Source organism: Chitinophaga varians (assembly GCF_012641275.1).
In the GTDB taxonomy this organism is placed as follows: domain Bacteria; phylum Bacteroidota; class Bacteroidia; order Chitinophagales; family Chitinophagaceae; genus Chitinophaga; species Chitinophaga varians_A.
Genome location: NZ_JABAIA010000001.1, coordinates 2527275 through 2544158, shown reverse-complemented (window position 1 = coordinate 2544158; position 16884 = coordinate 2527275). Strand labels below are relative to the sequence as shown.

Genomic DNA, 16884 nt, shown 5'->3' with positions numbered 1-16884 from the left:
GATTTCGTGAATAAAAAATTGATAATAAAAAAGCGAGGACCAACACGACTATCGTATCGGTCCTCGCTTTTTTTATTCGGAAATCAAAAATCGGAAATCAAAAAATTCCTGAATTATTTACAGGATTTACAGACACCGTTTACCACTACTTCCACGTTGTGCATGGCATAACCTTTCGGCAGCTGTATGCTGGGCACATCGGTTTCATCCAGGCAGGTAGTGTTACCGCAGGTTTCGCATTTGAAATGTATGTGATGGTCATGATGGTGATGTTCTGTACATTCCGATTTGCATACAGCGTAACGTACAGAGGTATCTGTGGTCGGTATCTTATGGATAATACCTTTTTCAAGAAATGTCTGCAGGGTACGGTATACTGTCACACGGTCAAATGACTTGCCCGCGAGTTTTTCAAAGTCACTATGTTCAAGTGCTCCGTTACTTTTCATGAACAACTCCAGAATTTTCACTCTGGTATCTGTTATGCTCAATTTGCTGTCCCGCAGTAAGGCGCTGATTCTCTCTGTTAATTGTTGTTTGGTACCCATGATGAAAAAAACTTTTATTCTTCCATTAATCGGTCTATATCGTCAATCAGTTTGTCTACGTCTTGTTTTTTGGTGCCTTCGTACAGGCCGCGTATCTGCCCGGTTTTGTCTACCAGTGCGAACCACTGCGTGTGTACAAAGTCTTCGTCGCCGGTGTAGGTGCCGTCATCCACCAGGTAACCCTGACGGGCAAGTGCGTACAGCTCTTTTTTGCTACCGGTGAGGAACCACCAGTTTTTGGAGTCTGCACCATGTTTTTCGGCGTAGGCTTTTAATACCGGAACGCTGTCATGTTCGGGATCTACCGTATGTGACAGGATCAGGAAGTTCGGTTTGTCTTTATATTTCGCGTATACTTTTTCCATATTGGCATTCATCTTCGGACAAATACCGGTACAGGTAGTGAAAAAATATTCCGCTACATAAATTTTGCCCTGCACGTCTGCCTTGCTTTTGGTATGGCCGTCCTGGTCTGTAAAGGAAAAGCCCTGAACGGTATGCCCCGGTGCGCCGAGGACCGGCAATTTTTCCTTACCCAGAAAAGTACCTCTTTCCCCTTTAATAACATAACCGGCATATCCCAGAAATCCGAGGCTCAGCACGGTAAAAAATACAATATATAAGATCGCTTTCTTAGACATAGGTGAAAAATCCCCGCTGTTTAACGTCAAAAATTAGTCAATGCACAAAGGTAACACTTGTTTGACAGACACGAATCATGTAAAGCTATTTTACCCTGTTTTAGATAGATGATCAACCGATTAGAAATTATTTTTAAAAATATGTTCAAATCGAGTTGTTTTTTATTTGCAACATTGTTGCAAAATTACATAGTTTTGTGACAGGATCAAAATTCAGGTAAGGTGGAGAATATATTTAGAAGAATGAATCTGGACATGATAGGAATAGGGGCTTCTATGATCTGTGCGGTACATTGCGCGCTGCTGCCGCTGGTATTTGCTGCGCTTCCGCTACTGGGAATGGAAATAACGGAAAACACGTTGCTGGAGTATTGCCTGTTGCTGTTTTCCTTTGGCATAGGCGTGCTGGCCCTGGGCCAGGGGTACCTGCGCCACCACCGCCGGCTGTTGCCACTGTTACTGTTTATTGCGGGTTTTGCCCTGTTGCTGGCCGGACATTTCTGGACCGCCGCGGCCTCCTGGGAATACACCCTGATATGCATCGGAGCCGGCGCTATCGTTGGCGCGCACCTGCTCAATCAGCGCCATCGCCGCTATTGCAGGATACATAAGCATCACTAACTATATTATATGAAAAAATTGCCCGTTACCGTGCTGAGTGGCTTCCTCGGCGCAGGGAAAACTACGCTCCTGAACCACGTGTTACATAACCGTGAAAATCTTCGTGTAGCCGTTATCGTTAACGACATGAGCGAAGTGAATATTGACGCTCAACTGGTGAAGAATGAAAACACGTTGCACAAAACAGAAGAGCGACTGGTGGAAATGAGCAACGGCTGCATTTGCTGTACCCTGCGTGATGATCTGCTCATAGCGGTGGAACAGTTGGCCAGGGAAAACCGGTTCGATTACCTGCTGATTGAATCCACCGGTATCTCAGAACCGGTGCCGGTAGCGCAAACATTCTGTTACCAGGATGAAAACAATGGCATAGACCTGAGCGCCGTTAGCCGCCTGGATACCATGGTGACCGTAGTGGACGCTTACAACTTCGCACGGGACTACAGCAGCATCGCACGCTTACAGGACGAAGGCCTGGCAACAGATACCGCCGACCAGCGGACCATTGTGAACCTGCTCACCGATCAGGTGGAATTTGCCAACGTCATTGTGCTGAATAAATGTGATCTCGTCACCCCGGACCAACTGGGGAATCTGAAAGCGCTGCTGCGTAAGCTCAATGCCACCGCTGTGATTACAGAAGCGGTAAACGGCCAGGTGCCGCTGGACCAGATACTGGACACTGGTTTATTTGATTTTGAAACAACCTCGCAAAGTGCCGGCTGGCAGGCGGAACTGGAACAGGAGCATACACCGGAAATGGAGGAATATGGCATCGGTTCTTTCGTATACCGGAGCAGGAAACCTTTCCACCCGGAACGTTTCTGGCGATATCTGAATGAAGACTGGCCGGGTAACATCATCCGCAGCAAAGGACTGTTCTGGCTGGCGTCGCGACCGAAGCTGGCGGTCAACTGGAGCCAGGCCGGCGGTTCCCTCCGCGCGGAGAAAGCAGGCTACTGGTGGTGCGCCATCCCCCGCCAGCAGTGGGACCTGGATGAAGAAACGTATCAGTTGGTCACCAGCCGCTGGGACGAACGTTTCGCTGACCGTTACAATGAATTGGTGCTGATCGGACAGGATATGGACCAGGCCACTATTACAGCGGAGCTGGACCGTTGTCTCTGTACTGAAACGGAAGTGGACCTCTATGTACAGGGAAGTATTTTCCGCGATCCTTTTCCGGCCATGTAACCCCTGCCGATAGATTCAAACGGGGCCTTCCTGCTGTTATTGACCACCTTGTTCCTTTATGCATGGCGTGTTCCGCCACCGGCCCACTCATCTCCCGATTATAAAAATCTAAATTTAGATTAGTCTAAATAATAATTAAGGCTAGTGTAAAATAAGATTATAGTTTTGTGAAAAAATAACCGCAGTCGCACGGGGAAGTGTCATCACTTATCCCGGGACCCCGTGCGCCTGCTTTACCTACAAGTGTCAGATTTTGCATGAAACATTTATTTACACTACTGGGTGCCCTGTTGTTGATGCTATCGTCGCAAGCACAACAGGGGACCATCAAGGGAAAAATTACTGCCGGCGGTAAACCGGTACAATTTGCAAACGTTGCCATACCAGCGTTGAAATCCGGTGCTGTGGCGGATCAACAGGGAACGTTCCTGGTCCGGAACGTACAACCCGGAACATACGATATCAAAGTATCGATGATCGGATACCAACCAGTGACGCTGAAAAAAAGCATCCGCAGCAATCAGACCATTACGTTGGACATCACGCTGGAAGAAGACCTGTCGAAACTCAACGAAGTGGTGGTAACAGGCGTGTCGCGCGCTACGGCCGTGCGCAAAAATCCTATACCCATTGCCGTTATAGGCAAGCGGGACATGAACATGCACGTAAACAGCAATATCATTGATGCGATCGTAAAAGGCGTACCCGGCGTGAGCGCCGTCACCACAGGGCCTAACATCTCCAAACCCTTTATCCGCGGCCTCGGATACAACCGCGTATTAACGCTCTTCGACGGCGTACGGCAGGAAGGACAACAATGGGGCGATGAACATGGTATCGAAGTAGATCAGTACGGCATAGCAAGGGCGGAAGTTGTAAAAGGCCCTGCCAGTCTGACTTACGGCTCCGATGCGCTCGCCGGTGTTATCAATATGATCCCCGACGTGCCGGAAACCGGACCGGGCAAACTCAAAGGCAGTTTCCTGACAGACTATCAAACCAACAACGGCATGATCGGCTCTTCACTGGGACTGGCCTACAGCAAAAATGACTGGAAATATGTACTGCGCGGCACCATAAAAACCGCCCACAACTATCGCAATAAAATTGATGGTTTCGTGTATGGCACTGCTTTCCGTGAGTACAACATTTCCGCGCTGGCCCGGGTGGATAAATCCTGGGGACATTCACAATGGGGCGCCAGCCTGTATGATAATACCCAGGAAATCCCCGATGGCAGCCGGGATTCGCTGACCCGCAAATTTACCCGTCAAATAAAGGATGCCGATGACGATATCAAAGACAGGCCCATCGTGCCGGACAACGAGCTGCGCACCTATACCCTGAACCCATTGCATCAGCATATTCAACATTACCGGTTATATAACCGTACCCGTTGGCAGCTTGGCAAAGGCGACATCAACACCTTGCTGGGTCTGCAACAGAGCGTGCGCCGGGAATATAATCATCCGGAAATGCCGGTCCAGCCGGGACTGTACGTTGTGCTCAACACGCTCAACTACGATCTTCGGTACAACCTGCCGGCCCTCGCCGGCGTGGAAACCACAGTGGGCGTAAATGGCATGTACCAGCTTAACCGCAGTCGTAACGCCACAGACTTCCCCATTCCGGATTACAACCTGTTTGATATCGGTGGGTTTTTCTTTGCGAAGAAGACCATCGGCCAACTGGACATTTCCGGTGGCCTTCGATATGACAGCCGGCATATCCGCTGGAACGATTTTTATGTAGGTCCCAACAAGGACAATGGTTTCGATAAAAAATACGACCTGCCGGATACCGCCGGCGCAACGTTGCAGTTCCCCGCTTTCGGGCATAACTACACCGGTATCTCCGGCAGCCTGGGCGTTACCTGGAACCTGAGCCAGCGGGTGCTATTGAAGGCTAACATTGCCCGGGGCTACCGGGCGCCCAATATAACGGAAATCGGTTCCAACGGGCTTGACCCCGGCGCACACATCGTATACCTGGGCAACCGGGAGTTTAAGCCGGAATTCAGTCTCCAGCAGGACCTTGGTTTCCTGGCTTATCTGCCCGACCTGGACATCAGCGTGGAAGTGTTTCACAATAACATCGAGAATTACATCTACCAGGCGCGATTGTATGATGCCGCTGGCGAGCCGGTGGTGATAGTGCCCGGCAACGCTACGTATCGTTACCAGCAATCCGGTGCGCGGCTGTATGGGGCAGAAGTGGGTGTAAATCTGCGTCCGCGTACCGTGCCCTGGTTGACCATGGATAACAGCGCCGCCTATACGGAAGGGCGTAACCGCAACCAGGCGCTCATTGACTTACATGGCGATGCAGCCCGCTACCTGCCTTTTATACCGCCGCTGCATATGCGTTCAGCCGTCAAGGCCACCGCATCCCGCAACTTTGGCGTGTTCTCCAAGGCTTATGTGCGGGTCGGAGCGGACCGGTTTTCTGCACAGCGTCATTTTTACGGAGTCGATAATACCGAGACTTACACTGCCGGCTATACGCTGATGAATGTGGGAGCAGGCTCCGGTATTGTAAATAGGAAGGGAAAGACGGTGATGGAGCTGTTTTTCCAGCTGGACAATGTATTTGATGTCGCCTATCAGGCCAACATGAACCGGTTGAAATATTTCGAATACTATAGCAGTTCCCCCAATGGCCGCACGGGCATTTATAATATGGGGCGTAATTTCAGCGCGAAGGTGATAGTTCCTTTTTAGATAATGGTTATTTACGAAGGCGGAGGCCCAGTTTGATACCAAGGTGCAGGCTGGGCAATACGCTCACCAGCGTGCCTTTATTACGGTTTACCACTCCGTCGTCGCCGAGCACATAGTTATCCGAGTGGTAGGCTTTGCCCCGGAGGCCGATGCCGAAATAGGGATCGAGCACCAGTTTCTCCCTGCGGAACTGGCGGCCTACTAATAATTGTATGGCATATACATCTTTGGAGGCGGAGTTGGTGTAGGTATTGTTGTTCAGGGTTACATCCTGGTTGGAATAGAACACTTTTTTAAAGATCAGTACCGGTTCAAAGTAGGTTCCGGCAGCCGAGCTGGGGCCTATTTCCTTGGTGATCAGATAATAGCGAAGCCCTGCCCTGAATCCCAGTCCTGCGCCATCCACAAACTGTTCAGTAGTGATGTCCGGTTTTTTCTGGCCGATATCGATCTTTTTGGCCAGCACATAGTCGGGGTAGTCGGTATAGATGCCACTGATGCCCAGTTCTATACTGATTTTATCAGAGATGTCCTGTTCCAGAACGATGTCCAGTTCATTGATCAGGGTGGTGGGATTTATTTTGAGATAGGTAGACCTGAACCGTTTTCCATCTTCCTGGGCATAGGAGAAGGCAAAAGACAAAGAGAGTATTCCGATAAGCAACAAAGTCTTTTTCATACAGTTAGTAGGTAGCTAAGGGTGAGGGTTGACGGGCGGTGTGCGGCAGCTGGTGGGGCCGCACACCGTCTGTTATTTTAGCAATATTCGTTCCACAATTACCGGAAACCATTGATGCTCCAGTGCCTGCACCTTGCGGGCAACAGTCTCCGGAGTGTCTTCAGGAGTAACGATGCAACGTTCCTGGAGGATGGGTTCTCCGTCATCATATTTTTCATTGACGAAATGGATCGTGATGCCGCTTTCCGTTTCCCTGGCAGCCACCACCGCTTCATGTACAAAGTGTCCGTACATGCCTTTGCCTCCGTACTTGGGGAGCAGGGCCGGGTGGATGTTGATGATCCGGTTAGGAAATGCCTGTACCAGGTTGGCCGGCACTTTCCAGAGGAAACCGGCCAGCACGATCAGGTCCGTACCTTGCTCCTGCAGGAGCTGTACATATGTGTCCGTATGGAAAAATTTCTCTTTGTCAATTAAAACGGCGGGTATGCCTTCCCGTTGGGCGATGTCCAGCACCCCTGCCCCGGGTTTGTTACATACAATCAGGGCCACCCTGCCTTTATCCGAATTTCTGAAATGATCGATGATCTTTTGCGCGTTGCTTCCTGCACCCGATGCGAAAATGACAATATTTTTCAACAGTACTGTTTTACGCGCAAAGGTACTATTTCAGATGTTTTTTTGACCGGGAGTTATTTCAGGAACTCTCCGCAGCCATGATAAGTTTGTTCCTTTGTCTTCACCTCTACGCTGTTTGGGCGCATGAGCCCGCTCATGTCGTCCGTGCACATGGTGTTACGGATGGTAAGTGTCAGCTGCGGGGTGGTATATACCTTCAGGGTATCGGTATTGGGCCTGGGCGCAGGGAGGGATGCCACAAGGCTGTCGCCGGAGGCGGTGCGGAACAGGATTTTCCGGGCTTCCAGGTCGAGGCTCCAGAAAGGTTCGTTGCCGTTGGCGGTGAAGGTGATGCCGGCGCCGGCTTTTTGCGCCAGCAGGTCGCGGCGGTCGCCGCCTTCTACCGGTTTAAGGACGTAGTTGCTGGCGAGGGCGCCTTCAATGCGTTTGCCTTGCTTATCGAGTACGAGGAGTTTGCTGTCGGATGCCAGGAAAGAGGTGCTATCTGTTTTTTTCCGGATGCTGACGATAGAATCGTTGATTTGCTGCCAGGTACCCTTCTCTGTGAAGGCGATTCCCTGTCCCCTTCCCTGGTAGGATACCAGTTCGGTAAAGGTATGGTCGTCGAAGAGGCTGATCTGGTAGTCCATCCCCGGGCAGTCGGCGCAGGGCAGCGTACCCTGGTAGGTGCCTGTGATATGGGGTTTGGCGGCAGTGGCGGGCTGTTGGCCGGCAGCGGTGCTGTCGGTGGCGGTTTTGGAGGTTGGATGATTGTTGCAGGCCATGAGGGCGGCAAACAGGGTTGTTAAGCAAATGAGTTTACGCATGGGACTAATATTTTACAGACAGATTTGAACATTCTTGTCCGGTGGCAGGTTATTAAGGGTAAAAATAAGATACTTACCGTAAATTAAGGCGGCAGAGATCATATAATATATTATGTGGCAAGGATATAGGGAGCCGCTATGAAGTTTTGATCAGCATATAATAATATTATATCCCGCTGAAAACGCCTGTCCTCCTACTTATAGGTCTGTCAGCAAAAGGGGATTGAACTTTCAATGAAAATAATAAGTTTTGAAAGGTCTGGAGGGCATAACTCCTAAATTAGCCAGCATAAAGGATTTCAGCAGAAAAGTTACAGTTCAGGGAGCAAAAATGAAGCATTTCTTAAGGCAAATAATTTTTAGAATTGTTGGTAAATTGTCAACATTGTGTCTTATTTTTGCTGGCACTTTTAAGAAACTTTAGGTCAAATCTAAACTATATAGGCTGTGTATCGTCGTGTTTCCATTCTTTTGCGCAAGCATTTTGTGAGTGTGCTTATTCTATGCGCTAGTATAGTAATTCCGTTTTCTGCCGTAAAAGCAGCGGATCCTGCCAAGGGTAAGCAAATCTTCCAACAAAACTGCGCTTCATGTCACAATGTCCATAAGAAGCTGACAGGTCCTGCACTGGCGGGTGTAGAAGGTCGCTGGTCCGATAAGAAATTATTGCACCAGTGGATCCACAACTCCGCTTCCGTACTGGCGTCTGGCGACAAGTACGCCAACGACCTCTTTAATGAGTACAACAAAACCGCGATGACGGCTTTCCCTTCATTAAGCAATGAAGATATTGACGACATCCTGGCGTACATCAAAGTTGAAGAGGCGAAACCTGTAGGTACTCCTAAAGAAGGTCCTGCTACTAGCGGTGCCGGTGCTAAAGAGCAAGGCAGCGACAACAGTCTTCTTTTTGGTATCATCACCCTGATCCTGGCTGTAGTAGCCCTGATCCTGATGCAGATCAACAGCAACCTGAACAAACTTGCTGGTGATAAAGAAGGCCATCCTACTCCGGAGCCAATCCCCTTCTACAAAAACAAGGCTTACATCGCACTGGGTATTCTCCTGCTCTTCATGGTAGGCGGTTATTTCACCATCCAGGGAGCTATCGGGCTGGGTCGTCAGAAAGACTACATGCCTGAGCAGCCGATCTTCTACAGCCACAAAGTGCACGCCGGCATCAACCAGATCAACTGTCTGTATTGCCACGCCGGTGCCGAGAAGAGCAAGCATGCTATGATTCCTTCCGAGAACATCTGTATGAACTGTCACAAAGCCATTAAAGAGTACTCCGGCCCTGAGCTGTTTACTGCTGAAGGCAAAAAAGTTGACGGTACTGCGGAAATCGCGAAATTATACGATTACGTAGGCTGGGACGCTGAAAAAGGTAAGTATACCAAACCAGGTCGCCCTATCGAATGGACCAAGATCCACAACCTGCCTGACCACGTTTACTTCAACCACTCCCAACACACAGTGGCCGGTAAACAACAGTGTCAGACCTGCCACGGTGCCATCACCGAAATGGACGAAGTACATCAGTTCGCCGACCTCTCAATGGGCTGGTGTATCAACTGCCACCGTACTACCAAAGTGCAGTTCGCTGACAACAACTACTACAGCATCTTCGAGAAACTTCATCAGGATATTAAAGATAAGAAGATCGATAGTGTGACTGTTGAAATGGTAGGTGGTACTGAATGTCAAAAATGTCACTACTAGAAAGGATTTAACGCGTCATGATTTTCTGCTTACAGAAAATCATGACCTGTTTCAGAAGATATCAAAATTTATAAACGTAACTCGTTAATATAACATGGAGCAAAAAAAGTATTGGAAAGGCTTGGAGGAGTTGCACAATACCGAAGCGCATCAGGAAATTGTGAAGAACGAATTCAGAGAAGAATTACCGTTTGAGAGTGAAGGCCTGTTGAATGCTACTACCCCCCGCAGGGACTTTCTGAAATACCTCGGTTTTACCACGGCTGCCGCTACTATCGCTGCCAGCTGCGAAACTCCCGTTCATAAGGCTATCCCTTACGTGAACAAACCGGAAGAGATCACTCCGGGCGTAGCCAATTATTATGCTTCTTCTTACGCCATCGATGGCGAGTACGTGCCTGTTGTGGTGAAAACCCGCGAAGGCCGTCCTATCAAAATAGAAGGTAACACCCTGTCTTCCATTACAGGTGGTTCTACCTCCGCTAAGGTACAAGGTGCTGTACTGAGCCTGTACGACGTGGCCCGTCTGCGTTTCCCGACTATCGGCGGTACTGAAACAACCTGGACAGAGCTGGACAAACAAGTTGGCGCTGCACTGGCCGGACTGGGCGGTGCGCCGGTTGTTTTGTTAAGCACTTCCCTCCTCAGCCCTACTACCAAGAAAGTAATCGACGCTTTCCTGGCCAAGTATCCAAACTCCCGCCACGTAGTATACGATCCGGTGTCTTACTCCGGTATGCTGCTCGCGAACGAGGCTGCCTACGGTAAAAGGACCATTCCTTCCTACCACTTCGAAAATGCTAAAACCATCGTTAGCCTTGGCGCCGACTTCATCGGTACCTGGCTCAACCCGGTTGAATATGCCCGTCAGTTTGCCCAAACCCGTAAGGTAAGCGCTAAAAAACCGGAAATGTCCAAACTGTTCCAGTTTGAAAGCAACATGAGCCTCACCGGTGCAAACGCAGACGAAAGATATACACACAGACCTTCTGAAGCCGGTGCCGTAGCACTGGCCCTGCTGGCCGCCGTAGGTGGCAGCGTTAGCGCTCCCAAACTGGACGCTAAAGTGGAAGCAGGCATCAAGAAGGCTGCCAACGAACTGAAAGCCAGCGCTGGCAAAGCACTGGTAGTAAGCGGTTCCAACGACGTGAACGTTCAGCTGATCGTAAACGCCATCAACAACATCGTAGGCGCTAACGGTACCACCATCGACTGGGCCAACCCTTCCGGTTACCGTCAGGGTATCGACGCAGACATGGCTAAACTGGTGAGCGATATGAACGCCGGCAGCATCGGTGCTGTAGTAGTATACGGCGCTAACCCCGCTTATGACTACTTCGACGCCGCTAAATTCAGCGAAGGCCTGAAGAAAGTGAAAACTTCCATCTCCTTCAACGACCGCCTCGACGAAACAACTGAACTGTGTAAATATGCCGCTCCTGATCACCACTTCCTGGAAAACTGGAACGATGCTCAGGGTAAACCAGGCTACTACAGCTTCGCACAACCTACCATCTCCCCGCTCTTCAAAACCCGTGCTGCACAGGACTCCCTGTTGGCATGGACCGGCAACACCACTACCTGGGCAGACTACCTGAAAGCTGAATGGATCAGCAAACTGGGCAGCCAGGAAGCATGGGACAAAGCCCTGCAGGACGGTGTGGTAGAACCAGCCACAGCTCCGGCTCTGGGTGGCGCTTCCTTCGCTGGCGACATCGCCGGCGCCGCAGCTAAAATCAGCAGCGCTAAAAAAGGTGGCAAATACGAACTGGTACTGTACGAAAAAGTAGCCATCGGTAACGGTAGACAAGCCAACAACCCATGGTTGCAGGAAATGCCTGACCCGATCTCCCGCGCTACCTGGGACAACTACGCTTGTATCTCCAACACCCTCGCTAAAACATTCTCCGCTGAGCTGGGTGACGATTACGAAATCAACGTTGAAAAGAAAGAACTGAAAATAAAAGCCAACGGCAAAGAAATCGTGCTGCCAATGCTGATCATCCCGGGTATGCACCCTGAAGTGATCGCTATCGCGGTAGGTTACGGCCGTGGTAAAAACGTAGGCCGCGCTGCCGCTGAAATCGGCCAGAACGCCTATCCGTTTGTAACCTTCAACGGTCAGACTTTCGATTACTTTGCAGTTGACGCCGCTGTAGAAGCTACCGGTAAAAAATACCCTGTTGCTTTAACACAAACGCACAACAGCTACGAAGGCCGTCCTATCATCAAGGAAACGACCCTCGAAGAGTTCAAACACAATCCTAAAGAAGTAAACGAAGACAGGGAAGAACTGAAGAAGTTCGGTAAAGACTTCCGCAGCGACGCTACCCTGTATTCTACTCACCCATACCCTGGTATCAAATGGGGCATGTCTATCGACCTGAACACCTGTTTCGGTTGCGGTGCTTGTACCATTGCCTGCCAGGCAGAAAACAACGTTTCCGTAGTAGGTAAAGAGGAAGTAGGAAAAGGGCACGAAATGCACTGGATCCGCATCGACCGTTACTTCAGCGGAGATGAAAACAATCCGGAAGTAGTGTTCCAGCCGATGCTGTGCCAACACTGCGATAACGCTCCTTGCGAAAACGTTTGTCCGGTAGGTGCTACCAACCACAGCTCTGAAGGTATCAACCAGATGGCTTACAACCGTTGCATCGGTACCCGTTACTGCGCTAACAACTGTCCTTACAAAGTTCGTCGCCTCAACTGGAGAGACTGGAACGGTGCAGACAGCTTTGAAAACAACCTGTATGATGTAGCAGATATGAACGATAACCTCACCCGCATGGTACTGAACCCTGACGTAGTGGTTCGTAGCCGTGGTGTGATGGAAAAATGCTCTTTCTGCGTACAACGTTTACAGGAAGCTAAACTGGAAGCAAAAAAAGCCGGCCATCCGATGAAAGACGGTGCTGCTAAAACAGCTTGCCAGCAGGCTTGTGGCGCTGATGCGATCGTGTTCGGTAACATCAACGACAAAAACAGCGAAATCTATAAGATCCGTAACGAAGAGCAAACTGAAAGAATGTACTACGTGCTGGAAGAAACACACGTACTGCCTTCTATCAACTACCTGGCTAAGATCAGAAACAAAGATGCCGCTCCTAAAGCAGAGAAAGAATCTGCTCACAAGGAAGAAGCGCATCACGCGTAAGATCTTTTAACAGGTAACGTTAAAGGAGAAAAATAACAAAAGAAGTTACAGAATCTGAGATCATAACAAAAGACAAGGGCTAGTAGCTAGAAGCTAGCAGCTAAAAGCTTATAGAATATGAGTTTAAAATACGAATCCACACTGAGAGAACCTTTAGTTGACGGGGTTAAGGATTATCACCAGGTAACGGAAGATATCATTAGTCCCATTGAAGGGAAGCCTGGTAAATTGTGGTATGTAGGCTTTTTAATATCACTGTCACTGTTGGGCTTCGGCGCATTTTCAGTGTTTTGGCAAATTTATTTCGGTGTGGGTGTTTGGAATCTGAACAAAACCATCGGCTGGGGTTGGGACATTACCAACTTCGTATGGTGGGTAGGTATCGGTCACGCCGGTACCCTGATTTCGGCCATCCTCCTGCTGTTCCGTCAGGGATGGCGTACAGGGGTGAACCGTGCGGCAGAAGCGATGACCATCTTCGCGGTAATGTGCGCCGGCCAGTTCCCGATCATTCACATGGGCCGTGTATGGATGGCATTCTTTATCCTGCCTTATCCTAACACCCGCGGTCCGGTATGGGTTAACTTTAACTCTCCGCTGCTGTGGGACGTATTCGCGATCTCCACTTACTTCACCGTATCACTGTTGTTCTGGTACTCCGGCCTGATTCCGGACTTCGCCACCATCCGTGACAGGGCTAAAACCAAACTGCGCAAGCTGTTATACGGTGTGGCTGCTTTCGGCTGGACAGGTTCTACCAAACACTGGCAACGTCACGAGGCGCTGTCACTGGTACTGGCAGGTTTATCCACTCCGCTGGTACTGTCTGTACACACCATCGTATCTTTTGACTTTGCTACCTCTGTTATTCCCGGCTGGCATACTACCATCTTCCCTCCTTACTTTGTGGCGGGTGCGATCTTCTCTGGTTTCGCGATGGTACAAACACTGCTGATCATCACCCGTAAAATATTACACCTGGAAGAATACATTACCCTGGGCCACATGGAAGCCATGAACAAGGTAATCGTACTGACAGGTTCCGTAGTAGGTTGCGCTTACCTGACTGAGCTCTTCATGGCATGGTACGGTGCTAACCCTTACGAGTTCGCTACTTTCTTCAAATACCGCGCTGCCGGTCCGCTGGGTTGGTCTTACTGGATCATGATGACCTGTAACGTAATCACGCCGCAGGTGTTCTGGTTCCGTAAAATGAGAAGAAACGTGATGGTGACTTTCGTAATGTCCATCATCGTAAACATCGGTATGTGGTTCGAACGTTTCGTGATCATCTGTACTTCCCTGTACCGCGACTATCTGCCGTCCAGCTGGTCTTACTATCGTCCATCCTGGCCAGAAGTTGGTTTCTACATGGGTACCTTCGGTCTGTTCTTCACCTGCTACTTCCTGTTCGCTAAATATTTCCCGGTAATTGCAGTGGCTGAGATCAAGGCTATCCTGAAAACTTCCGGTGAGAACTTCAAAGAGAAAATGGAAGTGTACGAAGGAGAATCAGCAGAGCAATTTGCAAAAGCTGTTCACCACGAACATGCTCACTAATAGATGAATTGACAGAATTAATTAATTGGAATTTGAATTTTTAAATATATGGCTGTTAAAAATTTTGTTGTAGGCTTGTTTGACGATGAGGCAGTGTTGTTTCCGGCAGTGAAAAAAGTTCGCACTGCTGGCTACAAGTTGCACGATGTATACACTCCTTTTCCTGTTCACGGCCTGGATCATGCGATGGGTTTAAGGGAAACCAGCCTGCACACAGCCGGTTTCATATATGGTATCACTGGTACCACCACGGCTTTAACTTTCATGAGCTGGGTATTTAATGTTGACTGGCCGCTGAACATCGGTGGTAAGCCACACTTCCCGTTACCAGCGTTCATTCCCATTACCTTCGAGCTGACTGTATTGTTCGCCGCTGTGGGTATGGTGATGACATTCTGTTATCTCTGCCAGTTAATGCCAGGCGTAAAGAAACATATCTTCCACCCAAGACAGACTGATGATAAGTTTGTAATGGTTATTGAGCTCACCGAAAAATCCAATGCGGAAGAAATCAAACGCTTCCTCAATGAAGCTGGTGCGCATGATGTCAATGAACAGCGGGCAGAAGCCGGCTGGTGGTATGGCAGATATGACAAGAACGACGAAGACGTTTACGCTCGTCCGGTTAACGCTTAATACATTAACAGCAAAAAAATACAGTTGCAACCATTAGATACTGGAAGCAGAACTAATGAAAGCTAGAATAAATAATTTCTGATGAAAAGGACTTCTAACATATTGATTGTAGCCGCATTGGCAACTGGAGCTTTCCTGGCAGCCTGTAATAAAGGGGAGCACAACAGAAAGCCCGGCAGGATTTATATGCCCGACATGTATGAATCCCGTGCGTATGAGTTTTACAGTGCTCGTTTGGCAGGTCTGAAGCCAGTGGACGGAACAGTTAAGAGAGGTGAACTTTTGCCTTACCATCTGAAAGAAGCAGATACGGCACAGGCAAATCTGGTGAAAAATCCGCTGACTATCACCGCTGATGATCTGAAGGAAGGTGAACGTTTATTTAATATTTACTGCGGTATCTGCCATGGTACTGCACTGGATGGTAACGGTCCGCTGTACAAAGGGGGCGAAGGTCCTTACTCTGCAGCTCCTGCCAACCTGGTAGCCGGTGCTAAATCCGGTTACTCCGAAGGCCGCCTGTTTCACGTAATGACCTATGGTTATAACATGATGGGCAGCTACGCCAGCCAGCTCGACAGGGCACAACGCTGGAAGATAGCCGCTTACATCAAGAGCAAACAGCCTGGTGCTGCTGCACAGCCTGCAGCCGCAGCTGCTCCGGCAGCAGACAGCGCAAAAGCTAAATAAGTTAGAGAGAGTTAAAACTGAATTTCAAACAAGTATTTTAATATACAGTAATGAAAGACCAATTTGTAGTACCGGCAAGATTAAAAAAGACCAGCTTCGTGTTAATGGGCGTGGGCTTGCTGACTTTATTGATCGGATTAATTGCGTTTCAAGGTGAGAATTCGACACGGTTCTGGGCCGGTCTGTTGCAAAACAGCAGCTTCTTTTTGCTGATTACATTGGCCAGCACCTTTTTTATTGCAGCCACAACACTGGCGCACGGTGGTTGGCAGATCGCCTTCCGTCGCGTTCCTGAAGCTATCTCCATGGCAGTTCCTGCTTTGGCGGCTGTGCTGTTTATCATTGTGATGATCATCGTTTTCGGTGGTAAAGAACACATCTACCACTGGATCAATGCACATCATGTAGCAGAAGACAAAGTCCTGACCTGGAAATCCGCTTTCCTGAACAAAGGATTCTATACTACCGCTACCATCCTCACCCTGGGCCTGTGGATTTTCTTCACCCTGAAACTCCGCAACATGTCCATCGAAGAAGATGGTTGGGACCTGAAACCTGAAACCGGCCGCAAACTCATCTGGAGAAATACCGTTTGGTGCGGTGGCTTCCTGGTGATTTACACCCTGAGCGTTGGCTCCACCACTCCCTGGATCTGGTTAATGAGCATCGATGCACACTGGTTCTCCACCATGTATTCCTGGTATACTTTCGCCAGCAGCTGGGTATCAGGCCTGTCCCTGATCGCACTGTTCGTGGTATACCTGAAAAAACACGGTTACCTGACTTATGTGAATGAAGAGCACCTGCACGATCTGGGTAAATTTATCTTTGCTTTCAGCATCTTCTGGACTTACCTCTGGTTCTCCCAGTACATGCTGATCTGGTACGCTAACATGCCGGAAGAAACTGAATACTTCCAGCCACGCGTATGGGGCGAATGGAGACCTATCTTCTTCCTGAACCTCCTGATCAACTTTATTACGCCGTTGCTGTTCCTCATGAAGAGAGACACCAAACGTAACTATACTTCCGTAGCCTTCATCGCTGTTGTAGTAATCGCCGGCCACTGGCTCGATTTCTGGCAGATGGTAGGCCCCGGCACCTACAAACACCTGGTATTCCCCTGGTATGAACTGGGTCTGGGCGCTGGCTTCGTTGGTCTGATTATTTTCCTGGTTTCCAACGCGCTGACCAAAGCTCCGCTGGTACCGAAAAATCATCCTTACCTGAAAGAAAGTATTGTTCACCACACCTAATATGGTGATAACGAA

At 49.2% G+C, this 16884-nt stretch carries 14 protein-coding genes; 9 read left to right on the top strand and 5 right to left on the bottom strand.

Translation table 11 applies throughout. The features are described from left to right. Nucleotides 1-113 precede the first annotated feature (113 nt). The gene (locus tag HGH92_RS10350) at nt 114-548 is read right to left on the bottom strand and encodes a Fur family transcriptional regulator (protein WP_168870648.1); all 435 of its coding nucleotides are present in this window, start codon (nt 546-548) and stop codon (nt 114-116) included. A 14-nt stretch (nt 549-562) separates the two neighbouring features. After that, nucleotides 563-1189 (bottom strand): SCO family protein, encoded by a 627-nt coding sequence (locus HGH92_RS10345; protein WP_168870647.1) that lies wholly within the window; start codon nt 1187-1189, stop codon nt 563-565. A gap of 222 nt (nt 1190-1411) precedes the next feature. Here HGH92_RS10345 and HGH92_RS10340 point away from each other — a divergent pair, with 222 nt between their 5' ends. From HGH92_RS10340 to HGH92_RS10330, 3 genes are all read left to right on the top strand, one after another. Next, a complete protein-coding gene (locus HGH92_RS10340; protein ID WP_168870646.1) occupies nt 1412-1810 on the top strand; it encodes a MerC domain-containing protein in 399 nt (132 codons plus the stop codon). Between the two features lie 9 nt (nt 1811-1819). Continuing rightward, nucleotides 1820-3004: a GTP-binding protein gene (locus tag HGH92_RS10335; protein ID WP_168870645.1), complete on the top strand. Its 1185-nt coding sequence runs from the start codon at nt 1820-1822 to the stop codon at nt 3002-3004. Between the two features lie 257 nt (nt 3005-3261). Continuing rightward, on the top strand, nt 3262-5724 hold the full coding sequence (locus HGH92_RS10330) for a TonB-dependent receptor (protein WP_168870644.1): 2463 nt from the start codon (nt 3262-3264) through the stop codon (nt 5722-5724). 7 nt (nt 5725-5731) lie between these two features. Here HGH92_RS10330 and HGH92_RS10325 read toward each other — a convergent pair whose 3' ends face one another. The 3 genes from HGH92_RS10325 to HGH92_RS10315 all read right to left on the bottom strand — a co-directional run bounded on the left by HGH92_RS10325 (nt 5732) and on the right by HGH92_RS10315 (nt 7848). After that, nucleotides 5732-6403, bottom strand: a complete 672-nt coding sequence (locus HGH92_RS10325; protein ID WP_168870643.1) for a hypothetical protein — start codon at nt 6401-6403, stop codon at nt 5732-5734. Between the two features lie 72 nt (nt 6404-6475). Then, nucleotides 6476-7042 carry a phosphoribosylglycinamide formyltransferase gene (gene purN / locus HGH92_RS10320; protein ID WP_168870642.1) on the bottom strand — a complete coding sequence of 189 codons (567 nt, stop codon included), beginning with the start codon at nt 7040-7042 and terminating at the stop codon, nt 6476-6478. Between the two features lie 53 nt (nt 7043-7095). Further along, the gene (locus tag HGH92_RS10315; RefSeq protein ID WP_168870641.1) at nt 7096-7848 is read right to left on the bottom strand and encodes a copper resistance protein NlpE N-terminal domain-containing protein; all 753 of its coding nucleotides are present in this window, start codon (nt 7846-7848) and stop codon (nt 7096-7098) included. A gap of 447 nt (nt 7849-8295) precedes the next feature. Here HGH92_RS10315 and HGH92_RS10310 point away from each other — a divergent pair, with 447 nt between their 5' ends. The 6 genes from HGH92_RS10310 to HGH92_RS10285 all read left to right on the top strand — a co-directional run bounded on the left by HGH92_RS10310 (nt 8296) and on the right by HGH92_RS10285 (nt 16869). Next, nucleotides 8296-9570 carry a c-type cytochrome gene (locus HGH92_RS10310; RefSeq protein ID WP_410493880.1) on the top strand — a complete coding sequence of 425 codons (1275 nt, stop codon included), beginning with the start codon at nt 8296-8298 and terminating at the stop codon, nt 9568-9570. 94 nt (nt 9571-9664) lie between these two features. After that, nucleotides 9665-12727, top strand: coding sequence for a TAT-variant-translocated molybdopterin oxidoreductase (locus tag HGH92_RS10305; RefSeq protein WP_168870640.1), 3063 nt, complete (start codon nt 9665-9667; stop codon nt 12725-12727). 117 nt (nt 12728-12844) lie between these two features. Beyond that, nucleotides 12845-14287 (top strand): NrfD/PsrC family molybdoenzyme membrane anchor subunit, encoded by a 1443-nt coding sequence (gene nrfD, locus HGH92_RS10300; protein ID WP_168870639.1) that lies wholly within the window; start codon nt 12845-12847, stop codon nt 14285-14287. A 48-nt stretch (nt 14288-14335) separates the two neighbouring features. Then, complete coding sequence (locus tag HGH92_RS10295) at nt 14336-14923, top strand: DUF3341 domain-containing protein (RefSeq protein ID WP_168870638.1); 588 nt, start codon at nt 14336-14338, stop codon at nt 14921-14923. An 81-nt stretch (nt 14924-15004) separates the two neighbouring features. Then, entirely contained in the window at nt 15005-15613 is a 609-nt protein-coding gene (locus HGH92_RS10290) for a c-type cytochrome (RefSeq protein WP_168870637.1), read from the top strand. A gap of 50 nt (nt 15614-15663) precedes the next feature. Then, entirely contained in the window at nt 15664-16869 is a 1206-nt protein-coding gene (locus HGH92_RS10285) for a quinol:cytochrome C oxidoreductase (RefSeq protein WP_168870636.1), read from the top strand. Nucleotides 16870-16884 lie beyond the last annotated feature (15 nt).